This window comes from Microvirga sp. GN3 (assembly GCF_055792825.1).
This window is the reverse complement of sequence record NZ_JBVVAK010000006.1, coordinates 92412-116425: the sequence shown is the minus strand read 5'-3', so window position 1 is coordinate 116425 and position 24014 is coordinate 92412. Positions and strand designations below refer to the sequence as shown.

The 24014-nt window shown below is 62.6% G+C and carries 23 protein-coding genes; 12 read left to right on the top strand and 11 right to left on the bottom strand.

Annotated features, from left to right (window positions below):
• Positions 1-2: 2 nt before the first annotated feature.
• The 7 genes from ACS5Q1_RS05335 to xylB all read right to left on the bottom strand — a co-directional run bounded on the left by ACS5Q1_RS05335 (position 3) and on the right by xylB (position 8736).
• Entirely contained in the window at positions 3-953 is a 951-nt protein-coding gene (locus ACS5Q1_RS05335; RefSeq protein ID WP_473097209.1) for a carbohydrate kinase family protein, read from the bottom strand.
• A gap of 41 nt (positions 954-994) precedes the next feature.
• Positions 995-2599 carry a ribulokinase gene (locus ACS5Q1_RS05330; protein WP_473097208.1) on the bottom strand — a complete coding sequence of 535 codons (1605 nt, stop codon included), beginning with the start codon at positions 2597-2599 and terminating at the stop codon, positions 995-997.
• Positions 2600-2626: 27 nt separating this feature from the next.
• Positions 2627-3322 carry an L-ribulose-5-phosphate 4-epimerase gene (locus ACS5Q1_RS05325; RefSeq protein ID WP_473097207.1) on the bottom strand — a complete coding sequence of 232 codons (696 nt, stop codon included), beginning with the start codon at positions 3320-3322 and terminating at the stop codon, positions 2627-2629.
• A 68-nt stretch (positions 3323-3390) separates the two neighbouring features.
• Entirely contained in the window at positions 3391-4326 is a 936-nt protein-coding gene (locus ACS5Q1_RS05320; protein WP_203443900.1) for an ABC transporter substrate-binding protein, read from the bottom strand.
• Between the two features lie 116 nt (positions 4327-4442).
• The gene (locus ACS5Q1_RS05315) at positions 4443-5474 is read right to left on the bottom strand and encodes an ABC transporter permease subunit (protein WP_203443901.1); all 1032 of its coding nucleotides are present in this window, start codon (positions 5472-5474) and stop codon (positions 4443-4445) included.
• Positions 5471-7000 (bottom strand): sugar ABC transporter ATP-binding protein, encoded by a 1530-nt coding sequence (locus ACS5Q1_RS05310; RefSeq protein WP_473097206.1) that lies wholly within the window; start codon positions 6998-7000, stop codon positions 5471-5473. The genes ACS5Q1_RS05315 and ACS5Q1_RS05310 overlap by 4 nt, the downstream gene beginning before the upstream one ends.
• Positions 7001-7266: 266 nt before the next feature.
• On the bottom strand, positions 7267-8736 hold the full coding sequence (gene xylB, locus ACS5Q1_RS05305; protein WP_473097205.1) for a xylulokinase: 1470 nt from the start codon (positions 8734-8736) through the stop codon (positions 7267-7269).
• A 183-nt stretch (positions 8737-8919) separates the two neighbouring features.
• Between xylB and ACS5Q1_RS05300 the strand changes: the two genes are divergently transcribed.
• The 3 genes from ACS5Q1_RS05300 to ACS5Q1_RS05290 all read left to right on the top strand — a co-directional run bounded on the left by ACS5Q1_RS05300 (position 8920) and on the right by ACS5Q1_RS05290 (position 11111).
• Positions 8920-9636: a sigma-70 family RNA polymerase sigma factor gene (locus ACS5Q1_RS05300; protein ID WP_473097204.1), complete on the top strand. Its 717-nt coding sequence runs from the start codon at positions 8920-8922 to the stop codon at positions 9634-9636.
• 153 nt (positions 9637-9789) lie between these two features.
• A complete protein-coding gene (locus ACS5Q1_RS05295) occupies positions 9790-10557 on the top strand; it encodes a TSUP family transporter (protein WP_473097203.1) in 768 nt (255 codons plus the stop codon).
• A 128-nt stretch (positions 10558-10685) separates the two neighbouring features.
• On the top strand, positions 10686-11111 hold the full coding sequence (locus tag ACS5Q1_RS05290; protein ID WP_473097202.1) for a hypothetical protein: 426 nt from the start codon (positions 10686-10688) through the stop codon (positions 11109-11111).
• A 160-nt stretch (positions 11112-11271) separates the two neighbouring features.
• Here the strand turns inward: ACS5Q1_RS05290 and ACS5Q1_RS05285 are convergent, their stop codons facing one another.
• Entirely contained in the window at positions 11272-12441 is a 1170-nt protein-coding gene (locus tag ACS5Q1_RS05285) for an RtcB family protein (RefSeq protein ID WP_473097201.1), read from the bottom strand.
• Positions 12442-12494: 53 nt separating this feature from the next.
• Positions 12495-12785 carry a hypothetical protein gene (locus ACS5Q1_RS05280; protein ID WP_473097199.1) on the bottom strand — a complete coding sequence of 97 codons (291 nt, stop codon included), beginning with the start codon at positions 12783-12785 and terminating at the stop codon, positions 12495-12497.
• Between the two features lie 192 nt (positions 12786-12977).
• Here ACS5Q1_RS05280 and ACS5Q1_RS05275 point away from each other — a divergent pair, with 192 nt between their 5' ends.
• The 3 genes from ACS5Q1_RS05275 to ACS5Q1_RS05265 are packed head-to-tail and all read left to right on the top strand — an operon-like array spanning position 12978 to position 15833.
• Positions 12978-14687, top strand: coding sequence for an ArnT family glycosyltransferase (locus ACS5Q1_RS05275; protein ID WP_473097198.1), 1710 nt, complete (start codon positions 12978-12980; stop codon positions 14685-14687).
• Positions 14688-14733: 46 nt separating this feature from the next.
• Positions 14734-15468, top strand: a complete 735-nt coding sequence (locus ACS5Q1_RS05270) for a glycosyltransferase family 2 protein (protein ID WP_473097197.1) — start codon at positions 14734-14736, stop codon at positions 15466-15468.
• Entirely contained in the window at positions 15468-15833 is a 366-nt protein-coding gene (locus ACS5Q1_RS05265; RefSeq protein ID WP_203443910.1) for a lipid-A-disaccharide synthase N-terminal domain-containing protein, read from the top strand. Before ACS5Q1_RS05270 ends, ACS5Q1_RS05265 begins: the two co-directional genes overlap by 1 nt.
• Positions 15834-15852: 19 nt before the next feature.
• On the opposite strand, the gene metC is transcribed toward ACS5Q1_RS05265, so the two are convergent.
• Positions 15853-17049 carry a cystathionine beta-lyase gene (metC, locus tag ACS5Q1_RS05260; RefSeq protein ID WP_473097196.1) on the bottom strand — a complete coding sequence of 399 codons (1197 nt, stop codon included), beginning with the start codon at positions 17047-17049 and terminating at the stop codon, positions 15853-15855.
• 231 nt (positions 17050-17280) lie between these two features.
• Between metC and ACS5Q1_RS05255 the strand changes: the two genes are divergently transcribed.
• From ACS5Q1_RS05255 to ACS5Q1_RS05230, 6 genes are all read left to right on the top strand, one after another.
• Complete coding sequence (locus tag ACS5Q1_RS05255; RefSeq protein ID WP_473097195.1) at positions 17281-18300, top strand: amino acid ABC transporter substrate-binding protein; 1020 nt, start codon at positions 17281-17283, stop codon at positions 18298-18300.
• Positions 18301-18435: 135 nt separating this feature from the next.
• A complete protein-coding gene (locus ACS5Q1_RS05250; protein WP_473097194.1) occupies positions 18436-19647 on the top strand; it encodes an amino acid ABC transporter permease in 1212 nt (403 codons plus the stop codon).
• Positions 19648-19655: 8 nt separating this feature from the next.
• On the top strand, positions 19656-20975 hold the full coding sequence (locus ACS5Q1_RS05245; protein WP_203443914.1) for an amino acid ABC transporter permease: 1320 nt from the start codon (positions 19656-19658) through the stop codon (positions 20973-20975).
• Positions 20976-21053: 78 nt separating this feature from the next.
• Entirely contained in the window at positions 21054-21770 is a 717-nt protein-coding gene (locus ACS5Q1_RS05240) for an amino acid ABC transporter ATP-binding protein (RefSeq protein ID WP_371826877.1), read from the top strand.
• A gap of 326 nt (positions 21771-22096) precedes the next feature.
• A complete protein-coding gene (locus tag ACS5Q1_RS05235; RefSeq protein WP_473097193.1) occupies positions 22097-22804 on the top strand; it encodes an HWE histidine kinase domain-containing protein in 708 nt (235 codons plus the stop codon).
• Positions 22698-23036, top strand: a complete 339-nt coding sequence (locus ACS5Q1_RS05230; protein WP_473097192.1) for a response regulator — start codon at positions 22698-22700, stop codon at positions 23034-23036. Before ACS5Q1_RS05235 ends, ACS5Q1_RS05230 begins: the two co-directional genes overlap by 107 nt.
• A gap of 109 nt (positions 23037-23145) precedes the next feature.
• Here ACS5Q1_RS05230 and sseA read toward each other — a convergent pair whose 3' ends face one another.
• On the bottom strand, positions 23146-24000 hold the full coding sequence (gene sseA, locus ACS5Q1_RS05225; protein ID WP_473097191.1) for a 3-mercaptopyruvate sulfurtransferase: 855 nt from the start codon (positions 23998-24000) through the stop codon (positions 23146-23148).
• Between the last annotated feature and the right edge of the window lie 14 nt (positions 24001-24014).

The following is a 24014-nucleotide window of genomic DNA, read 5'->3' as shown; positions in this document are numbered from 1 at the left end:
GATCAGGCGCGTGCCGCCATGAATTGTTCGACCTCGGCCCAGGAGGACGGATTGGCGCCGCGGCGTGTGCAGACGATGGCGGCTGCGGCAGCTGCGAAATCGAGAGCTGCCGTGACCTGCGCTTCGGTCAATCCCGCGATGCCTTCAGGCGTCAGCAGCTTGTTGGCATCGAGCCAGGAGAGAAGACCGGCATGGAACGTGTCGCCGGCTCCGACCGTGTCCATCACCTCGATCTTCGGCGCGGGGCGCTCCACGATCCGGTCGCCAAAGGCGGCGAGCGGACCCTTCTCGCCGCGCGTGATAATGACGAGCTTGGGACCGCGCCGGAGCCAGGCGCGGGCTGCCGATGCGAGATCGTGGGTGGAGTAGAGAAGCTCGACGTCCTCATCGCTCGCCTTCACGAGGTCAGCATGGGCAAGCAGGCCTTCGAAGCGTTCGCGATAGGCGTTCAGATCGCCGACGACGCGCGGCCGCACATTGGGATCGAGCGAGATCACGCGCGATCCGGCCTCTCGGCGGAGTAAAGTTTCGATAGCGCTCGCGATAGGCTCGACACCGAGGGCATAGGATCCGGCGGCGATGGCATTCACGTCCGCCGGCAACTGAGCGGGCAGGGCCTCAGGCGTAAGGGCACGGTCCGCAGCGTTGGGAGCGTAGAAAGAATATTGCGGCTGTCCCGAGGCGTTCGTCGCGACCACGCTGAGCGTCGTACAGTTCGGGCAGCGCTGGATATAGACGGGGCTCACGCCGGATTCGGCGAGCTTCTCGGCTAGGAATGTACCGAACACGTCGTCCGACAGGGTGGACAGGAAGGCGGAAGGGCGTCCAAGACGGCCGATCCCGATGGCGACGTTGAAGGGCGAGCCGCCAGCAACGGCCTCCGCCGGAAAGCCTGCCGAGGCTGGCGCTCCCATAAAGAGGTCGATCAGGGCTTCACCACAAACCAGGATCATCAAAAGCCTCCTGACAAAACCTCAATTACACTCCCGCCCGATCAAGTGTCAGGCATGGCGTCGGGCGGAACAGGCCCTGAGGGAAGAGCCGCGATCCGCTTGAGGTCGCGCAATATATGATCCAGCGAGACGGGTCCAGAGACGCCGCCGAAGCCGAAATAGAGCGTTCTGTAATGGGCGAAGAGTTGCTCATAGATCGCATGCGCTGCCGGATCCGGCTCGAAGGTGCGGAAGGGCAGGCAGATTGCTTCTTGAGCGCTGTCGAGGTCCGGATGCGAACCGGCGGCGAGGCTCGCGAAGATGCTGGAGCCGAGGCCGGTCGGGATCCCGCTTGGCACCAGCACGGGCCGTCCGAGCACATTGGCATAGACCTGGTTCAGAACCGTATTGTGCCGCGGGATGCCGCCTGCATTGATGACCCGCTCCACCGGCACGCCGCCCTCAGCCATGCGTTCGAGAATGATGCGGGTGTGAAAGGCGGTGCCCTCGATGGCGGCGAAGAGTTCGTCCTGGGCCGTGTGCATCAGGTTCCAGCCGAGCGTGATGCCACCGAGATCCGCTTTCACGAGGACCGTGCGGTCACCGTTGTCCCATGTCAGGCGCAGCAGGCCGGTCTGGCCGGCGCAGTACTGCTCGAGGCCCTTTGAGAGCTCCTTCACGTTCGTGTTGGCGCGCCGGGCGATCGCCTCGAAGATGTCGCCGGTCGCCGAGAGCCCGGCCTCGATGCCGACGAGCTTGGGATCGACGCTGCCCGGCACGACGCCGCACACGCCCTGGATCAGGCTGGTCTCTTCCGCCATGGCGATGATGCAAGTGGAGGTGCCGACCACGTTCACCACGTCGCCGACGCGGCAGCCTGCGCCGATGGCGTCCCAATGGGCATCGAAGGCACCGACCGGGATCGGAATGCCGGCCTTCAGGCCGAGCCGCTCCGCCCAATGGGGCGTGAGATGTCCGGCGACCACGTCCGAGGTGACGTATTCGCCCGCGAGCCTGTCGCGGATGCCGTCGAAGAGCGGATCGACCTTGGACAGGAAGTCCTGCGGGGGCAGGCCGCCCCAGCGCGGGTTCCACATCCATTTGTGGCCCATGGCGCAGATGCTGCGCTTCAACTTGCGGGGATCGGTGACGCCGGTGAGCGTCGCCGCCACCATGTCGCAATGCTCAAGCGCCGTCACGAGCCGGCGGCGCTTCTCCGGGTTGTGGCGCAGCCAGTGCAGCAGCTTGGAAAAACCCCATTCGTGCGAATAGACGCCGCCGCACCATTGGATCGCCTCGAGGCCTTCCGCGTGGGCGAGCCGGGTGATCTCCTCAGCTTCCGATTTCGCGCGATGGTCGCACCAGAGGTAATATTCGTCGAGGGGTTCGAGCCCTTCGCCCACCATCACCACGCTCGAACCTGTGGTGTCTATGGCGAGCGCCGCCACGTCCTCGCCGTTCACGCCGGCCGATGCCAGGGCGCCGCGCATGGCGCGGGCGAGAGAATCCATATGATCGGCATGGGCCTGCGTCGCGTAATCCGGGTTCTCGCGCTTTCGGTGAAGCGGATATTCCGCCGTAGCAAGGCCGAGGGAGCCCTTGCGGTCGTCGACGAGCGTGACCCTGACGCTCAGGGTGCCGAAATCGACACCTGCTACAACGGCCATCTGTGTCTCCCCAAAGTGGATGCGCGGCTATTTCTTGTCCTGGCCATAGGTCGCCGTCGCCCCATGCTTCCGGAAATAATGCCGGTCGAGCAGGGCCTGCGATACGCCCGGCGGTTCCGGTTGTAGTGAGAACGTATACATCGCCATGCGCGCGACCGCCTCCAGCACGACCGCGTTGTGTACGGCATCGTCGGGATTCTTGCCCCAGGCGAAGGGGCCATGCCCGGCCACCAGGGCTGCCGGAACTTCCATGGGATCGCGGTTGCCGAAGGCTTCCGTGATGGCAACGCCGGTCGCGCGGACATAATCCTTCTCGATCTCCTCGGCGGTCAGCTGTCGCGTGATCGGAACCGGACCATAGAAATAATCGGCATGGGTCGTGCCCAGGGGCGGAATCGACCGGCAGGCCTGCGCCCAGGCGACGGCGTGTTCGGAATGGGTGTGCACCACGCCGCCGATCTGCGGGAAGGACTTATAGAGGTGGATGTGGGTATCTAGATCGGAGGAGGGACGCAGCTCGCCCCAGACGATCTTGCCGTCGAAATCCGTGATGACGAGGTCATCGGCCTTCATGCGCTCATAAGGCACGCCGCTCGGCTTGATGACGACGAGGTTATCCTCGCGGCTGATGCCGCTGACATTGCCGAAGGTGTAAAGCACGAGCCCGCGGCGCACCACTTCCAGATTGGCTTCCAGAACCTGCTCGCGCAGCTGCTTCAACATCGAGGCGCCTCCTTCATGGAAAACGGCGGCCATTGCTCGCGCCATGGCCGCCGCAGGTGGAATGAGGATCAGCGGGCGGCCGTCCAGCCCTTGTAATCCTTGATGTTGTCGGCGGTGATCAGCTTCGGATCGAGCAGGATTACGTTCTTCTCGGGCTTCTTACCGTTCACGATGCCGACGGCGAGCTCATAGGACTGACCGGCCATGATGTACGGATCCTGCGAGGCCGAAGCCTTGATCAGGGAATTGCCCGATTTCAGCTCGGTCTCGATGTCCGGCGCTCCGTCGACCGCTGTGATGATGAACTCGTTGCGGTTGAGCTGCTTCGCCGCCAAGTTGATGCCTATGGCGGTCGGATCGTTGATCGCGAACACCGCATCGATCTTCGGGAAGCGGGTCAGCAGGCTCTGGCCGACGGCGAAGCCGCCTTCACGGGAGCCCTTGGCGTCCTGATTGTCGGAGAGGACCTTGATGTCCGGGTACTTGGAGAACACGCCCTTGCAGCCGTTGACGCGGTCGACAATGGACGAGACCTGCGGGCCGTTGATGATGAGCACGTCGCCTTTGCCTTTAAGGTGATCGGCGATGTACTGGCAGGCGAGTTCGCCTGCCTTGACGTTATCGGTCATCACGGTGACATCGGCGCCGGCCGCGGCCACGTCGAAGGCCGCTACGACCATGCCTGCGGCCTGGGCACGTTTCACGGAGGGTTCGATGGCCTTCGGGTCGACCGCATTGATCATGACGATGTCGGTGCCGGCGGCCGAGAAGTTGTCCATCTGCGTGAACTGCTTGTTCAGGTCGTAATCCGCGGACACGGAGGTGATCTTGGCGGTGGGAGAGATCTCCTTCGCCTTGGCCTCGATGCCCTTGATGGTGGCGACGAAGAAGGGGTTGCCGAGCAGGCCGACCGAGATGCCGACATTCTTGACGTCCTTGGCGTAGGCCGGGGCTGCGAGAACGGCAGCGGCGGCAAGGCTTAGCGTGAGACGGGAAAGTGCCATTGGTTCCTCCGAGTGTCTTTTGCAGGTGTCCTGTTGCCCCGCGTCTCCCGGATTACGCGCTGACCTTCGGGAGATCGCATATACGAGCGCCCGAAATGGGCGCTGGTATTCCTTGATCAGGTGCGTGCCGACCCCTTGAGACGGTAGCGGTCGAGCGCCACGGCCCCGATGATCACGAGCCCCTTGATGATGAACTGCCAGATGTCGGACACGCCCACGAGAATAAGGCCATTCGACAGGATGGCGATGATGAGCGCGCCGATCAGGGTGCCCCAGATCGACCCGATGCCGCCCACGAAGCTGGTGCCGCCGAGAATGACAGCCGCGATGGCATCGAGCTCATAGGATTGTCCGAGCTGTAATCCGTTCGCGGCGAACAGACGTGCCGCCGACATGACGCCGCCGAGACCTGCTGCTAACCCCGAGAAGGCATAGACGAAGAGCAGCACGGCCCAGACTTTGATGCCGGTGAGCCGCGCCGCGTCCGGGTTGCCGCCGACGGCATAGATATGAACGCCCAGCACCGTTCGTCTGAGGATGAACCACGAGATCAGCACCACCGCGAAGGCGATCCAGACCAGCCAGGGCAGGCCGAACAGAGTGCCGTTGCCGATGAAGGCGAAGGGCAGCTGCGGGTTGAACTGGGTCGTGTCGTTTCCGAGCAGGCGGGCGAGACCGCGCACGGCCGTCAATGAGCCGAGGGTCACGATGAAGGGCGGCAGTTTCGCGAAGGCGATCAGCGCGCCGTTCACGAGGCCGAGGCCCAGGCCCGTCAGAAGGGCAGCGGGAATCCCCAGCATGCCCCATTCCGGAATGAGCGACCCGAGGATCGCCACCATGGCGGCGGCGGCCAGGATCGAGCCCACCGACAGGTCGATGCCGCCGGTGAGAATGACGAAGGTCATGCCGGCCGCGAGCACGGTGTTGATCGAGGCCTGCTGCATCACGATCGACAGATTCTGGAAACTCAGGAATCGGCCCGACATGAGTTCGAACACGATGCCGAGGATGACGAGCACCGGCAGCATGCCGATGGCCTGCAGGGTGGAGCGCCAGGCAAGACGGCGCTGAAGGCTTTGAGACGCCGCATCGGCGCCCTTGGCTCCGGTCGCTTGCAAGCCTGCGCTGGTCTCATTCGGGGATGTCATTCGGCCGCTTCCCTTACGCCTGTCGCGATGGTGATGATGTTTTCCTGTGTCATGGGCGGATGACCGGCTCCGCCGACCTCGCCCTCGAGCCGACCCTCGCGCATCACGAGCACGCGGTCGCAGATGCCGACGACTTCCGGAAGCTCACTGGAGATCACGATCACGCCGACGCCGTTGCGGGCGAGGCTGTCGATCAGCCGGTAGATCTCTGACTTGGCGCCGATGTCGACACCGCGCGTCGGCTCGTCGAGAATAAGCACCTTCGGCTTGGTTTCGAGCAGGCGCGAGAGAAGAACTTTCTGCTGGTTACCGCCCGACAGACTGCCCACTGGCACCACGTCAGCCGCGACGCGGATACCGAGCGCCCGGATCGCCGCCGCCGCCCGCTGCTTGGCGGCCTTCAGGTTGAGGACGCCGCCCAAGCGAGCGTCCCGGTCCAGAACGCTTATGTTTACGTTCTCGCGTACTGTGAGATCGAGGAAGAGGCCGAGATTCTTTCGGTCCTCAGTCAGATAGACGACCCCAGACGCGACGGCGTCCTGAGGTTTTTCGATCGAAAGACGTTTACCCTGGAGAAAGACCTCACCGCTGGCGCGCGGATCGGCACCGTAGATGAGGCGCGCGAGCTCTGTGCGTCCGGCGCCGACGAGGCCTGCGATGCCAAGCACCTCGCCCTCATGCAGCTCGAACGAGCAATCATGCACGCGTACGCCGTCGTCCATGTTGCGCACCGCGAACATCACCGGTCCGCGGCTCTGATGGGCATCATGTTCCTTCTTATAGAACGAGGACAGGTCGCGGCCGACCATCATCTGCACCAGGCGCTCGGCCGAGATTTCGTCGCCGACGAGCGTTCCGACATAGGAGCCGTCCCGGAGCACCGAGACCCGCTCGGCAAGCTCGTAGATCTCGGCCATGCGATGGCTGATATAGATGATGGCAAGCCCTTCCGCCCGGAGTTGCCGGACGAGCGCGAACATCGCCTCCGTCTCGCGGGAGGAAAGGGACGTGGTGGGTTCGTCCATCACCAGGATGCGGGAGTTTGCGATGAGCGCGCGGGCAATCTCCACGAGCTGACGCTCGGCCATCGACAATTCGCTGACCTTCGTGGTCGCCTTGAAATGAACGCCAAGCCGCTCGAGAACCGTCTGGCAGGCCTTCTCCATGGAACGTCGGTCGACCATCGGGCCCGACTTGTGCTCGCGTCCGAGCAGCATGTTCTCGGCCACCGTCAGGTTGGGGGCGAGCGAAAGCTCCTGATAGATGATTGAGATGCCGTGATGACGAGCCGTCAGAGGCCCGTCGATGGTGACATGCTGACCGTTGATGCGGATCTCGCCGCCGGGATCGGCTTGGTAGGCGCCCGACAGGATCTTCATCAGCGTCGACTTGCCGGCCCCGTTCTCGCCCATCAAGGCGTGGATCTCGCCGGGATAGACGGTCAGCGAGACGTTCGTGAGCGCTTTCACGCCTGGAAACGTCTTGGAAATATCTTTCATTTCGAGGATCGGCGCGGATCCTGTCATGGGCGTTTCCCTAAAGGCGTGTTCTTGCAGCGACAGTTTTCAGCCTTGAAGTCTGAAGACTCTATCATGCCAAAAGTTGGATCGGATCAGCAGGGATCGTGATTGCCCTAAATGTTTCAATTCAATCGGGTTTCAATCCCTCCTTTCTAGCCTTGGACAGGAGCGCATGACTTTTTGCCCACGTCGCCAACCTTTATGGCAATGCGCTTCATTTCAAGAGATACAATATTGCCTTGCGAGAAAGGCGGGCACGCACCCGCTTTCCATCAGGGCTGCGCGAATTCCGACTTCAACGCGCGATACAATCTGCGGAAGGCCTCGATCCGCGGGCCATACAGCTCCACGAGCTGCGGCTGGGGTTCGATGGTCTCGAGAATGCTCGGCGCGGTGCAGACAACTTCCGGAGCCTCGCCGGTCGCGGCGAGCCGCGCCAGCCGCGCCGCGCCGAAAGCCGGTCCCTTGTCGCTACCTTGGTATCGCAGCATAGGAACGTTCAGCACGCTAGCGAAGATTCTTGCCCAGAACACACTCCGCGATCCGCCGCCGATCATGCCGGCATAGGTGAGGGGCGTGCCTGCCTGTTCAAGGCATTGCTTCGCATCGGCGAAACTGAAGGCCACGCCCTCGAGGATCGCCTGCACCAGATCCGTCTGCTGCGTCTGCGGCGAGAGTCCGAAAAAAACGCCGCGCGCGTAAGGATCGTTGTGTGGCGTCCGCTCGCCCGCGAGATAGGGTAGGAAGAGAACGGAAGACGGCTTTCGATAAGCGGCTTCGGCCTCGTGCAGGAGCTCGCCGATGTCTCGTTTCAGGACATGGGCTCCCCAGGCCAGGCAACTTGCTGCGTTCAGCATCGCGGCCATCTGAAACCAGCGGCCCGGCACTGCATGGCAGAAGGAATGCACGACGGCCTCGGGCGCCGGGCTGAAATCCTGCGTCGTGACGAAAAGCTGCCCGGAGGTGCCAAGTGAGATGAAAGCCGATCCGTCCTCGATAGCGCCGAGACCGACGGCGCCTGCTGCTGCATCTCCTGCACCGCCTGCCACGACGACATCGTTCTGCAGGCCCCATCGTTGGGCGAGGTCGGTCCGCAGGATGCCAGAGGGCTGTGAGCCCTCCACGAGGCTCGGCATCTGATCGCGCGTCAGACCTGTCGCGGCGAGCGCTTCGTCCGACCAATCGCGCTTGGCTTCATCCAGCCACCAGGTGCCGGCGGCGTCCGACATTTCAGTCACGATCTCGCCGGTGAGCTTGAGGCGGATATAGTCCTTCGGCAGTATCACCTTGCGCACGGCGCGAAAGATATCGGGCTCATGCCGCGCGAGCCACACGAGCTTCGGTGCGGTGAAGCCGGGCATCGGTATGACACCCATGGCATGCGAAAGCTCCGGATGTTTGTCGCCGAGCTCCTGCGCCTCCCGGAACGAGCGGCCGTCATTCCAGAGAATGGCCGCGCGAAGAGGCCGGTTGTCGTCATCGAGCAGCACGGCCCCGTGCATCTGACCCGAGAGGCCGAGACCGCGGATGTCGGCCAGCGCCGATGGGGACTGGGTACGCAGCTGATCGAGAGCGGATTCCACCGCCTCCCACCAGATTTCAGGATCCTGCTCCGACCAGAGGTCGTGCGGGCGGGAGACCTGGAGCGGAACATCCGCTTCCGCCACCGCGGTCTGCCGCTCGTCCACGAGGATCGCTTTTACCGCCGAGGTGCCGACATCGATGCCGAGATAATGGGGCACGCCGCATGCTCCTTGAAATGTTGATGGCCTTGGTTTGGCCTCATGTTCAGAGGAGCATATAGCTCAGCCCGGCCGCTGAGGCATACGGGAGATGAAATCCAGAGGCCTGGCCATGAAAAATTCTCGTGGTCGAAATGTCGCTCGGATATTTAAATGGCAGCGGCATGCCCCAAATAATTCGGCATGCCACAGAATTCCAAAACCCAGTCTGAGTTCACCCGGCCCGATACGCCTTCCTCGGCAGCTGCGTTGAGCGCTGCCGTGCGGCTGCATCTCGGGAAGCAATTGCGCGCCCTCTATGGCGATCCGGCGGAGGATAAGCTGCCGCGCGACCTCGCGCGTCTGGCCGATCGCGTGGCCCAGGTTATCCGTGCGCATACGGAGCCGGTCGACCAGGAGTTCATCAACGGCGTCATGGATGCGCTGCCGAATCTGCGCGCTTTCGCCCTGTCCCTGACCGGCAAGGTCGATCAGGCAGAGGATCTGGTACAGGATACTGTGCTCAAGGCCCTCACCAAGCAGGATACGTTCGAGGCCGGAACGAACCTGCAGGCCTGGCTCTTCACGATTTTGCGCAACGGCTTCTACTCCACTCACCGTAAAACCAGCCGCGAGGTCGAGGATGGGGACGGGACGCATGCCGCGAGCATGATCGCGATCCCGGACCAGGAGGACAAGCTCGCGCTTCAGGATCTTTCGACCGCGCTCGAGAAGCTGCCTCAGGAGCAGCGCGAGGCGATCATCCTCATCGGCGCCGAGGGCATGTCCTACGAGGATGCGGCCGAGGCGCTGGGCGTGAAGGTCGGAACGATCAAGAGCCGCGTCAATCGCGCGCGCAACCGCCTCGCCGAACTGATGGGGACGACACGGCTCGACCACGATCACTCGGTAATCGCCTGACAAATCCATTCAATGCATGCTATGCGTCCGCTCACCACAATGTGAGCGGACGCATAGCATTCCTTTTTGGGGCCTTGCTGCTGCTCCCCGGCAGCGGCGTCCGGCACCCGAACTTGCAACGACAGCCGACGGCCTGAAGGATTTCTCAAGGGCATGTCGTTTGTCGAACTGATCGGGTTCCTCGTTCTCGCCGGAATTGCCGCCTACATCCAGACCCTGACCGGTTTTGCCTTCGGCCTCATCACCATGGGCGGTGTCGGTCTCACCGGCCTCCTGTCGTTGCCAGATGCGGCGATGCTCGTGAGCGTGCTTACCTTCGTGAATGCCGTTCAGATGCTTCACAAGGGGTGGCGGGACGTGGCATGGCGGGAGTTCCGCTTTGTGATGCTGACCAGCATTCCCATGCTCTTTGTCGGATACTGGCTTCTGGAATGGCTCGCCGGGACGCGCGCCGACATTCTGCGAATCATTCTCGGCTTGGTAATCATCGTCTCAAGTCTGCAACTCGCTCGTCGACCCGAGCCGCTTCCCAAACGATCCAGCGATGGTTCGTTCATGTTCTTCGGCAGTATAGCGGGCGTGATGGGCGGCCTGTTCTCGACCGCGGGGCCACCGCTTGTCTATCACTTCTATCGGCAGCCGATGGCGCAGGTGACGGTGCGAGAAACATTGGTGACTGTCTTTGCACTCAATGCCGTGTTTCGGAACGGTCTTGTCGTCTTCTCCGGCAATCTCCCGTCGCCATCGACCCTGACGGGGCTGTTCGCCATCCCCGTCGTCATGGGTGCAACCCATGCCGCACGGCAATGGCCACCGCCGCTTTCGCCCGCCGCCATGCGTTGGATCGTGCTTGGACTGCTGTTCTTCTCCGGTATGTCGCTTGGCGCACCGGCGATCATGCATCTCATCGGCGCCCCCTGACGAAGGTTGGGAGTGCACAAAATATCAGCGGCTCCGGCAGCCCCGTTCCTCGAACTTTTCCCTAGGCTTCAAGGTTGAGCTTGTAGCTGGTGGGTGCTCGAAACCGCTCTTCTGCCAAGGAGGGGAGCATGGAACACAGGCCTCTGTCCGAACTCAGTAGCGTCGCCGATCTGAAGATCCCTGTACAAGCGCCGGTCCTGTCGAAGAGAGAACGCCTGGACCGTTGGGTCGAACTCCTGGAGCGGGAGCCCGACCGCATTCTCAAGACCCTGGACGAAATCGAGTGGAAGCCAAGAGCCCAGCGCCGTGCGCTGCGCGCGGATGGATCCGCCCTGACGGTGGCCTATTCCGATCCAGTGCTTCGGACGGCGGGGCTTCTCAGCGATCGGTTCGGCGATGCGGTCGATTTCTTCCAGATATCCGAACATGATGCTCATATCGTCCTGTGCTCGTGCCATGGCGGCGAAGCCATGCGTGCGGATGAGGCGGCCCGCCGGGTCCGCGGCATCCGGTCACCGAGCCTTTGGGCGCTCTATTTCGGCTGGTTTCGGTAGAGCTCAGGCGGCCCTGGTCTAAGCATCGGACCCAAAAGTGGGAACCACTTTTGGGATCCAATCCGATGCTCATGTCCTCAAAGCGCATCGTTTTGGGGCGGAAAGCCGGGGCCACTTTTCACTAAGGTGGCCCTTCGGGTCCGCACGAGTCGCTAGCAGGTTAGTCCTTATAGGGATCGAACTCGCCAGGGCCTGCCATGGCGACGGCAAAGGGTCGGAGCGTGTGCTCAATTGCGATCGTGCCCCTGTGATAGGCGAGCACGTCCTCCAGCCTCCGATAGACCATGGGACTTTCGTCCACGTCGCCGCCGCGCAGAAGGACTCCTTTCTCGCGCAGCCATGCATCCATTTGATCTCTCGTGAAGCGGGGAGGGCGGATCCATTCGCCAGCCTTGTTCTTCTTGCCCTTTGCCTCCATGCGACCGAAGAGGCGGCCCGCGCCATGCACTGTTGAATAGAGACTGTCGGCACTCTCCGGGCTCTCGACCCCGTGCAGGATCACCGCATTATCGCCCATGGAGCCGCCGACGAAGCCACGCTGCCCTGGGAAAGCCGGCGTCGCACCCTTGCGGACGACCCAGTATTCCTTGTCGCCGTGTTTCTCCCGCCAGACGAAATTGTGATGATTGTGGACCGTATCCGTCACCCGCCCTCCGACGATCTGGCGCACGCGCTCGACCACCCACTCGCGTCCGGCATAGGCATAAAGACCGCCGAGCTTCACGCCGGCAATGTAGCTGCGCCCCACCTCGCTGTCTTGGTGGACGAGGGCCGGGTCGACCTCCATGCCGTCCTTGGCTCCAACCAGCGCAAGGTGCTGGGTCGTGATCTTATGACCAAGGCCGCGTGAGCCGAAATGGACACCGATCCAGATGAATCCCTGCTCGTCCTCGAACAAATCCACATAGTGGTTGCCCGATCCGACAGTCCCCAGTTGGGCGGAGGCCAGCTGTTTCAGATCCCTGACCCCGGCCTCGTCCCAGAGAGGGGAATCGAACAATTCATGATCGACCGCAACGGCGTTTTTCTGTCCGATCCCGAAACTGATGGTGCGGCCGATATCGGCGAGGATGCGCCTCGTCCGCCCAGCGATGTCCTCGTAGCGGGTGTCGAGACGCACAGCCATGTTTCCGCAGGCGATGTCGAATCCTACGCCGCTGATGGAGACATGCTCCTCATAGGCGATCACGCCGCCGATGGGGTGGGCATAGCCGAGATGCCCATCCGCGCAGAGCACGCCTTTGGCAGCGCTGCCGACCTGCATGCAGCGGTCCAGCTGTCTGATCGTCTTCTCGTCGTGCTCGCCGTAGATGCGAGTGTTCGTCGCCAAGAACCATCTCCTCGTTTCGAAGCGATTGGATATGTAACAGTGTATTCAATCCCTCAAGGTCGGTTGTACCGCTCGCGCAGGCGTTCAACCTCGCGCTGTAGGGCATCGAGGCCACGCGCTATGTCTCTGCCCATGTTCTCCACGACGCCCGTGCTTGCAGCTACATCCGGACAATCCAGTGTCCCATCACGCCGGTGTCGGGGCGCGATGCCGCCCTGAGGGGTGAGCAGATAGGCGCAGCCCGTATCCTCGTCTCGCCAGACCACGGGCTGATCGAGAGCCATCGCCGGCGAAGCAGCGAGCATCAAAAAAGCTATGCCGCACCATTGGACGGATCTGTTCATGGCAAGACCTCCGGCATTGAGCCCGACCTTTCAGGCAATGCCGGCTCGAGGGTCCATGTTCCTGGGTGACTGCCCGCTACCTTCCGTCAATTTGACTTCCCGCCGGGTTTAGAGGACATCACGCGGTTTGATAGACCTGTGCCCGTGGGAAATCTCCTCGGCACGAAGGATTCCCCGCCTCCGGAGTCATTGATGGACGGTTCTGTCCCCCAGCAGCGGATGTCTTTGCGCTACTTCTCCGTGGCCCAGCTGACGAGCGTCGTCGAGCGGAGCCATGCGCGGCTGTGCGCCGTTCTCGTGCTGTTGTCGCTCGTCTGCTTCCTGCCGGGCTTCACGTCGCTCCAGCCGATGGACCGGGACGAGCCCCGCTATGCCCAGGCGTCTAAGCAGATGCTGGAGACTGGCGATTTCGTGGATATCCGCTTCCAGGATGAAGCACGGCACAAGAAGCCGGTCGGCATCTACTGGATGCAGAGCGCCAGCGTCGCCATCGGCGAAGCGCTGGGTGTACCCAAGGCGCGGACCACCATCGCGCTTTATCGAATCCCGTCCCTGTTCGGTGCCATCGCGACTGTCCTTTTGACCTACTGGGCCGCTTTGGCCTTCTTTGGGAGGCGAGGAGCCTTCCTGACAGCCGCCTTGATGGCGACCTGTGTGATTCTCATGGTCGAGGCGCGTCTCGCCAAGACTGATGCCATGCTCACCGCCTGTTCCGTCGCAGTGATGGGAGGCCTTGCCCGGGCTTATTTGAGCCGGGGAGCCGGAATCTTGCCCCGGCGGGCGCTCTTGATCTTCTGGACCGGCTTTGCCCTGGGTGTCCTCATCAAGGGCCCCCTTGTCCTCATGTTCGCAGGGCCCACCGCGGCGATTTTGTCCTACAAGGAGCGTTCGGCGCGCTGGCTTCTCACGTTGAGGCCCTGGCTTGGCCTTGTCTTTACCCTCGCCGTCGTGCTGCCGTGGTTCGTCGCCATCGCGATCAAGAGCGGTGGCGCCTTCTTCGCGGCCTCGGTTGGCCAGGATATGCTGGGCAAGGTCGGCACGGCGCAGAAATACCATTGGGCACCGCCCGGCTTCTATCTGATCTCGTTCTTCGCAACCTTCTGGCCCGGAGCTATTCTGGCTGCCATCGCGGTGCCTTTTGCTTGGATACACCGCCGCGAAGAGCCGGTGGCCTTCGCGCTTGCCTGGATCGTGCCGTCCTGGATCGTCTTCGAGATGGTGCCGACCAAGCTCCCGCACTACACGCTGCCGCTTCTGCCGGCAGTTGCGATCATCACAATCATGGCCATCTCGCGCCATTTCGTGGGGCCGCACCGGCCCGCAGCCAAGCTGGCGACGGTTCTGATTCCGTTCATTCCCGTAGGCTTGACCATCGGTCTCTCGGCGGTCGGCTGGTCCTTCGACGGCATGCTGCCCTTCCGGGCGCTTCCATTCCTTGTGATCTCGTCGCTTCTCGCTCTTTGGGCTTGGTGGCTTTTCGTGAAGAACCGGATGATCCCGACGCTATGGGCGAGCTTCGTCTCGGCAGCCTTCCTCGCCATCGGCGTCTTCGGATTCGCCCAGCTCGACCTGCGCTCCCTCAAGGTCTCAGACCGTTTGGCCGAGGTTGCTCGCAACGTATCGTGCGAGAATCCGCAGGTTGCGACCCTCGGCTATCGGGAGCCGAGTCTCGTCTTCCTGACGGGGACGAACCTTGAGATGGTTGAGACGGGAGCCGAGGCTTTGGCCTTCCTGCGTCAGGGCGGATGTCGTGTCGTTTTCGTGGAAAAGCGCTATGAGGACGAGTTCCGGGCCGCGAATGCGCGCCTGCGCCAGCAGCCGGTGCTCTCGACCCGAATCCAGGGATTCAATATCAACAGCGGGCGGCGGGTCGATATCGCCGCCTATGCGACGGGCCTGTAAACCTTGATCGCGATTTGAAGAGGCGGCCGGCAACGGCCCATAACGGATGACTGATTTTTCCCCGGGCCCCCGCATCAGCGTCGTGGTGCCTGTCAAGAACGAGGCGCTCAACATCCTCCCCCTGGTGGAGGAGATCGAGCGCGCCTGCGCGCCGCTCTCGCCTTTCGAGGTGGTCTATGTGGACGACGGCTCGACGGATGCGACCGTGGAGCAGGTCCTGAACACCCGCGCGACCCGGCCATGGCTGCGCCTCGTCCGGCACGAGGCGAGTTGCGGCCAGAGCGCGGCCGTCCGCACCGGCGTCCACGCCGCCCGCGGGCCCATCGTCGTCACCCTGGACGGGGACGGGCAGAACGATCCGGCCTTCATCCCCCAGCTTGTTGCGGCCCTCGACGATCCGCAGACGGCGCTCGTTGCCGGACAGCGGGTGGGGCGCAAGGACGGCGCCTACAAGAAATGGCAATCCCGCATCGCCAACGGTGTGCGCGGAAGAATCCTGAAGGACGGAACGCGGGATACCGGCTGCGGCCTCAAGGCCTTCCGGCGCGAGGTCTACCTGCGGCTGCCCTATTTCGACGCCCTGCACCGCTTCATGCCGGCCCTGGTCAAGCGCGAGGGCCACAAGATTGCGCATGTGGATGTGATCGACAGGCCCCGCCATGCGGGCCGTTCCAATTATGGCATGTTCGACCGTCTATGGGTCGGCATCCTTGATTTAGCCGGAGTCTGGTGGTTGATCCGGCGCCGCCGCCGCGTTCCCGCTGCTCAGGAAATCGTCTGATGTTGATGCGTCTTTCCCACGATCTGGGACTTTATTTCTATGATCTGGTCGTCGCCCGGTTCGATCTGTGGGCGGCCTTCGGCGTGCTGGCACAGTTCGTTTTCGGCGCGCGCTTCCTCGTGCAGTGGATCGCAAGCGAGAAGGCGGAAAAGAGCGTGATTCCCGTCGGATTCTGGCTGCTGTCGATCTCCGGCGGTCTGATGACCCTAGTCTATGGCTTTGCCCGCAGCGACATCGTCATCATCCTGGGCCAAGCCTTCTCGATCTTCATCTATGTCCGCAATTTGATGCTGATTGCGAAAGAGAAGAAAAAGGCCGGAGGCCAAGTCGTCTCCGGCTCAGAGGTCGAAGCTTCGGCGGGATGACCGCCGAAGCCCGGAAGCCTTAGGCTGCTTTGGCATCCGTCTCCCGGAGCCGCGCGAATCCCGCGTCGAGATCCCGCTTCAGATCGTCCAGATCCTCGAATCCGATATGGAATCGCAGAGCGTGGCCGCCGGGCTCCCACTTGGTGGCCGTCCGGTAGGTCGCGCAGTTGAAGGGAATCACGAGGCTCTCGAATCCGCCCCATGAATAGCCCATGCCGAAGAGGGAAAGGCCGTCGAGCATGGCGGCAAGCGCACTGTCGGAGCACGGCTTAAGGATGATCGAGAACAGGCCGGACGAGCCCTTGAAGTCGCGCTTCCAGATCTCGTGACCGGGATAAGTCTCCAGGGCCGGGTGAAGCACACGCGCCACCTCCGGTCGAGTTTCGAACCAACGGGCGAGCCGAAGCGCCTGACTTTCATGCTCCTTCAGACGCACCGCCATGGTGCGTAGACCCCTCAAGCCCAGGAAGACGTCCTCAGGGCCTGGGCACATGGCGAAGGCGTCGTAGGTCTCCCGCAGGCGCTTGAAACAGCGCTCATTGGCCGAGACCATGCCAAGAAGCAGGTCCGATCCTCCGCTCAAGTATTTGGTGCCAGCCTCGATGGCAATGTCGACGCCGCGCTCATGCGGTGGGAAGAGCAGGGGCGTCGCCCAGGTGTTATCCATGAGGACTACAGCCCCATGCCGGTGTGCCACTTCGGCGATGGCGGGGATGTCTTGCATCTCGAGAGACTGCGAACCGGGAGCCTCCGTGAGCACGGCCGTCGTATTCGGACGGATCAAAGCTTCGATTCCGGCACCGACCTGCGGGTCATAATAGGTGGTTTCCACACCAAAATTCTTGAGCACGCCGTTACAGAACTGTCGGGTCGGCAGGTACACCGAATCCGTCACCAGAAGATGGTCACCGGCCTTGAGGCAGGACATGAGCGCCACCGTGACGGCGGCGAGCCCCGAGGGAGCCAGAACGGTTCCCGCCGCGCCGGTCAGTTCCGTCCACGCGGTTTCCAGGGAATTCGTCGTCGGAGTTCCTTTCGTTCCATAGGAATAGCGCCCGCGCCGATGAAGGAGATCGTCGGTCGTCGGATACAGAACGGTGGAGCCGCGATAGATCGGCGTGTTCACGAAACCGTGCTGCTCGAACGGGTCCCGTCCGGCATGAACGAGACGGGTTCGTTCGGATATGTTTTGGGGCTTTGGAGGGAGTTTTGACATTGCTTCAAGGGCTTGCTGAGGAGATTCCGATCTGAAACCGGCCCGGCCCTGCCGTCAAGTCAGGCAAGAAATGCCTTCCATCAAGACTTGACCAGTGATTAATCATGGAATGTGATGGATCTCGATGCCGCCTCAACCGAGGCGGCGCGGAACGGTCTATCCGGGGCTCGGCTGGGGGGTGATAACCATAAACGGTCGAGCCGTGTCGAACTATTGGGAGAAGATACCAACATGAAAAAGGCTCTCGTATCGATTGCCTTCGGCCTGACAGCCAGCCTGTTCGCAACGGGCGCATCGGCCCAGGCGACACTCAACAGTGTGAAGCAGAAGGGCTTCCTGACCTGCGGCTCGAACACGGGTCTTGCGGGCTTCGGCCAGCCGGACGCTCAGGGCAACTGGACGGGCCTCGACGTCGATTTCTGCCGCGCCATCGCTGCAGCCATCTTCGACGACCCGACCAAGGTTCGCTTCATTCCGCTCGCCGCCAAGGACCGCTTCACTGCGCTCCAGTCCGGCGAAGTGGATGTGCTGGCTCGTAACTCGACCGCGACCATGTCGCGCGAGACGCAGCTCGGCCTCGACTTCCCGGCCATCAATTACTACGACGGTCAGGGCTTCATGGTCCGCAAGAAGCTTGGCGTTTCCTCCGCCAAGGAGCTGAACGGCGCTTCGATCTGTACCCAGCAGGGCACCACGACCGAGCTGAACCTCGCCGACTACTTCCGTGCCAACAACATGAAGTACGAAGTGGTGGCTTTCGCGACCTCGGACGAGACGTTCAAGGCCTATGACGCCGGCCGCTGCGATGCGTTCACCACGGACGCCTCCGGCCTCTACGCCGAGCGTCTGCGCGCCTCGGCTCCGGACGATCATATCGTCCTCCCCGAGATCATCTCCAAGGAGCCGCTTGGCCCGGCAGTCCGCCACGGCGACAACCAGTGGGGCGATATCGTCCGCTGGACCCACAATGCCATGCTGAACGCCGAAGAGCTTGGCGTGACCAAGGCCAATGTCGAGCAGATGAAGACCTCCGAGAACCCGGAGATCAAGCGTCTTCTCGGCACGGAAGGCAAGTTCGGTGAGGCCACCGGCCTGACGAACGACTGGGCCGTGCGCATCATCAAGCATGTGGGCAACTACGGCGAGTCCTTCGAGAGGAACGTCGGCGAAGGCTCGCGCCTGAAGATCAAGCGCGGCCAGAACGCCCAATGGACCAAGGGCGGCCTGCAATACGGCATCCCGGTTCGCTAAGCCGATCCAAGACCTGGGCGCCCGGATATTCCGGGCGTCCTTTCAAGAACGATAAAAAGCCGCCCGTTCATGGGGTTCGACCCGAGCATGAACAGGGGAGGACGGCCCGGTATAAAATAAAAAAGCCGTCAGAGGATGAACTCAGTGCAGACCGTTGTCAGTCAGACATCGCCCCCCAAAAAATCGTTTCTTTACGATCCGAAGGTTCGCGGAATCTTTTATCAGGTCGTACTCGTCCTCGCGGTCGTCTTCCTGTTTTATGCAGCTGCGACCAACGCCATCGAGAACCTGCAGCGCGCCAAGATCGCCTCCGGTTTCGGCTTTCTGAACAACACCGCGGGCTTCGACATCAGCCAGACGCTGATCCAGTTCAGCGCGGCCGGCGGAACTTATGGCGATGCCTTCCTCGTCGGCCTTCTGAACACCCTGCTGGTATCGGCCATCGGCATCTTCTTCACCACCATTCTCGGCTTCCTCATCGGCATCGCACGCCTGTCCAAGAACTGGATGGTGGCGAAGGTCGCGATGGTCTACGTCGAGGTGCTGCGCAACATCCCGCTGCTGGTGCAGCTGCTGTTCTGGTACATCGCCGTTCTCGGCACCCTGCCGCAGCCGCGCAATTCGCTCGAGATGGGCGCAGGGTTCTATCTGAATTCCCGCGGCCTCTTCATGGCCAAGCCCATCTGGGGCAGCAACATCTCGATTCTCGTCGCGGCTCTCGTGATCGGCCTCGTTGGCACCTTCCTGTACCGCCGCTGGGCGAAGAAGCAGCAGGAGCAGACCGGGCGGCAATATCCCGTCGGCAAGGTCACGCTGGCCCTCACCCTCGGTCTGCCGATCCTGACCTGGATCATCCTTGCCCTGACTGGCGCCAATCCGATCACCTTCGAACTGCCGCGCAAGGGCACGTTCAACCTGACGGGCGGTATGCAGATCCTGCCGGAATTCGTGGCGCTGCTCCTCGGCCTCGTCACCTATACCGCAGCTTTCATCGCCGAGGTCGTCCGCGCCGGCATTCTCGCCGTATCGAAGGGACAGTCGGAAGCGGCGGGCTCCCTTGGCCTCACCCCCGGACAGACCCTGCGCCTCGTGGTGATCCCGCAGGCCATGCGCGTCATCGTTCCGCCGCTGACCAGCCAGTATCTGAACCTGACGAAGAACTCGTCGCTGGCCGTGGCCATCGGTTATCCGGATCTCGTGCAGGTCTTCATGGGCACCGTGCTCAACCAGACCGGCCAGGCCATCGAAGTCGTCGTCATCACCATGGGCGTCTATCTGACGATCAGCCTCGTGACCTCATTCATCATGAATATCTACAATCGCCGCGTGGCGATCGTCGAACGGTAGGAGATCGCATGAGCACCGCCGTCGATATGCCTCGTTTCGTCCGCGCCAAGCAGGTGGACGCGCTGCCTCCGCCGAATCTGGCTCGCGGCCCCATCGCCTGGGTCCGGGAGAACCTGTTTTCCGGTCCCTTCAACACGATCCTGACACTGGTGGTTTTCTACCTCCTCTACGTCACCGTTCCGCCGCTGGTGCGATTCCTGTTCATCGATGCGGTCTGGAGCGGTACCGACCGGGCTGCCTGCCGTGCCGATGCGGGTGGCAGCGAGGCCGGCGCCTGCTGGGCCTTCATTTTCGACAAGATCAACTACTTCATCTACGGCTCCTATACGGTCTCCGAGCGCTGGCGCGTGGACATCTTCTTCGCGCTTCTGGCCATCGGCGTCGGCTGGCTGCTGTGGCTCAGGGCCCCGCGCCGGGACCTGGGGGCAGTCTATTTCTTCTGGATCTTCCCGGTCGTCTCCTACGTCCTCCTGACCGGCGGCAATGCCGATTTCGGTGCGCGCTTCTGGATCTGGTTTGCGATCTTCGGAGCGCTGGTGATCGCCCTGTTCGCCTTCTTTGCCGCGCTCCTCAAGACCGCCATGCGTCCGGCACTTATCATGGGCGGCGGGATCGTCGCGGTGATCGGCATTACGCTTGCCGTCGTCGATATCGATTTCGGCCTGGCCCATGTTCCTACCTCCCTGTGGGGCGGCATCCTCGTGACACTGCTCGTCGCGACGGTGGGTATCGTGGTCTCGCTGCCCTTCGGCATTCTGCTGGCCCTGGGCCGGCGCTCGAAACTCCCGATCCTGCGGATGGCCTCGGTGATCTTCATCGAGTTCGTGCGCGGCGTGCCGCTGATCACGGTGCTGATCATGGCCAACACCATGCTGCCGCTCTTCCTGCCCGGCGACATGACGGTGGACCGCCTGCTGCGGCCTCTCATCGGCACGGCGCTTTTCGCCTCCGCCTACATGGCCGAGGTGGTGCGCGGCGGCCTTCAGGCCATGCCGAAAGGCCAGTACGAAGGCGCGATGTCCCTAGGGCTGAACTATCCGCAGATGATGAGCCTCATCATCCTGCCCCAGGCCCTGCGGATCGTGATCCCCGGCATCGTGAACACCTTCATCGGCCTGTTCAAGGATACGTCGCTTGTCGCCATCGTCGGCATCTTCGATCTGGTGAAGACCATCGAGGCCTCGCGCATCGACCCGAACTGGGCGGCTCCGACTATCGGCATCACGGGCTATGCCTTCGCGGCCCTGTTCTACTTCATCTTCTGCTTTGGCATGTCGCGGTACTCGCTCGGGGTCGAGCGGCGCCTTGCGGCTGGTCAGAAACGGTAAACATTCATGGCGACCACAATGTCATCTCAAACCATCCGCTCCGTCGAAATCGATCCCAAAGCCGAAGCCGCCGTTCAGATGATCGACGTGCACAAGTGGTACGGCGAGTTCCATGTGCTGCGTGACATCAATCTCAATGTGCGCCGCCGCGAGCGCATCGTGATCTGCGGCCCCTCGGGCTCCGGCAAGTCCACGATGATCCGCTGCATCAACCGGCTGGAAGAGCACCAGAAGGGCCGCATCATCGTCGACGGCACGGAACTGACCAACGATCTGAAGCGCATCGACGAGGTGCGCCGCGATGTCGGCATGGTGTTCCAGCATTTCAACCTCTTTCCGCATCTGACGATTCTCGAGAACTGCACGCTCGCTCCGATCTGGGTGAAGAAGATGCCCAAGAAGGAGGCGGAAGAGATCGCCATGCACTACCTGAAGCGGGTCAAGATCCCGGAGCAGGCGAACAAGTATCCGGGCCAGCTCTCCGGCGGCCAGCAGCAGCGCGTGGCGATCGCCCGCTCGCTCTGCATGAGCCCGAAGATCATGCTGTTTGACGAGCCGACCTCGGCTCTGGACCCTGAGATGGTGAAGGAAGTGCTCGACACCATGGTCGGCCTCGCCGACGAGGGCATGACCATGCTCTGCGTCACCCACGAAATGGGTTTTGCCCGTCAGGTCGCCGACCGGGTGATCTTCATGGATTACGGGCAGATCGTGGAGATGAACACGCCCGACGAGTTCTTCAAGAACCCGCAGCACGAGCGCACCAAGCTCTTCCTGTCCCAGATCCTGCACTAAGGCAGATCCGTTGAAATGCAGAAGGCCCCGGCATTGTCCGGGGCCTTTTTATTTGGGCCCGGCGAAGATGCCTGACCATTCAGGTTTAGCGCCGGCTACGTCTCGTTGGGATGTTAACTTGCGTAAAGCTAAGCCTCGGCCATCACGCCTTCTGTCATCGCCGCCTTTTGAGGCCGAACAGGTGACATTGACGCGCCCTTGAGCGCATCTGCTGTGGTCGAGAGCTGCCATTGGAGTGTAAGGCGCATATAGCGATGTGGCCGTCGAACACGTCCTGGCAGATGGGACGGGCACGATGATCGATTGGCTTCCCAGAACCGGCGAGCGTGCCGGAATATGCGGCTCTGTTGGCGGGGCGGCTCCTCGCCCTGGCCAGGGTGCAGACGCTACTGACCCGCGCGGCCAATACCAGCGTCGGAATCGCGACCATCGTGCACGAGGAAGTGAGCGTGCGGGCGCAGCACGAGGGCCAATATGTCCTCAAGGGCCCCGACATCACGCTCTCGCCCAAGGCGGCGGAAATCCTGACGCCTGCTGTCCACGAACTGGCCACCAATGCCCTCAAATATGGCGCGTTCTCTATTCCGAATGGCCGGGCCATTGTGCGATGGGCCGCCTTCGAGAAGCACGGCGGACCTTGGCTGCGCTTCGATTGGACGGAGGAAGGCGCGCCCGAACGGCCTCGGCCGGCGTCCGATGGGCCTCGCCGACGCGGCTTCGGCAGCGAGCTGATCGAGGGCCGCATCCCCTACGAACTTGGGGGCGGGGCGGGTTGTCATCGAGCCCGGCGGCGCCAAATGCCACCTGGAATTCCCGCTCACGGAAGGGCCCAGCGTCCTGGAGACGGGAGCCCCGCAACGGGCATCGGTCTTCGGAGGAGCACTCGACATGTTAGGCGAAGCGGATCTCGGCGGCCACCGCATCCTAGTGGTAGAGGACGATTATTATCTGGCCTCAGACGCCGTGCGGGCTCTCCAGGGGGTCGGGGCGGAGGTCATGGGCCCGTTCCCGACCGAGGAGGCCGCGCGGGCTGAACTGGAGGCGCAGCGTCCCGATGCGGCCGTAGTCGACATCAACCTCGGGGCTGGACCGTCGTTCAAGCTGGCCGAGATCCTAAAGGGCCGGGGCATCCCGTTCGTATTCACTACCGGCTACGACCAGAAAGTCATCCCGCAGGAGTTCAGCGGTATCGAGCGATTGGAGAAGCCGGTCCAACTCCGACAGATCGTCGGTGCCGTTGCGAAAATGCTGACCAGGGCCGCCTAGCGCATCGTGCGGACCCAGAGGGCCGCGTCAGCGACCCGTAGGGCCACGCCAGTGAAAAGTGGACCCGGTTTTCCGCCCCGAACGATGCGCCGCTTAAGGGATCGATCCTCTAGCCCTTCTTTCCCGGTCCCGTTTCCACCGGTAGCTCCTCTCGCGCGCCCCATTCAGACCAGGAGCCATCATAGATCGCCTTGATCGGACGGCCCGCCACCTCGAAGGCGACGCCGAGGATCGCTGCCGAGACGCCGGAGCCGCAGCTCGTGATCACCTGCTGGCCGGAATCGATGCCCGCCTCCGCAATGGCTTTCTCCAACCCTGCCTTGTCCTTCAGCCGCCCGTTTTCGACGATCTCGCCGAAGGGCAGGTTGAGGCTGCCCGGCATGTGACCGGCGCGAAGGCCAGGACGGGGTTCAGGCGCTTCACCTCTGAAGCGGTCCGCCGGGCGTGCATCGACGACCTGCGCCGATCCTGAGCGCAGGGCCTCCTGGACCGCCGATGCATCGGCAACGGCGGAGGTGTTGAAGGAGGGGGTGAAGGTTCGAGGTGCGCGGGGCTTCTCCGGTCCCATCTCGATGGGCCTTCCCTCAGCCTTCCAGGCCGGAAAGCCGCCGTCGAGGAGCGAGACGTCGCGCGCGCCAAAGACCTGAAACGTCCAGCGGACGCGTGGCGCTGCAAAGAGGCCTGCACCGTCATAGACCACGATGGTCATGTCCTCGCCGATGCCCATGGCCCCCACGGCTTTGGCAAACTCTTCCGGTGACGGCAGCATGTGGGGCAGGGAGGACGATGTGTCCTTCACCGTATCAATGTCGAAGCGCACCGCGCCCGGAATATGGCCTGCAAGATATTCCGCCTGTGGATCCCGGTTCTGGGTTGGAAGATACCAGGAGCCGTCGACGATCACGATGTTCGGATCGTTCAAATGCTCCTGCAGCCAGGCAGTCGATACGAAAGGCTGGGACATGGCGGCTCCTTAAA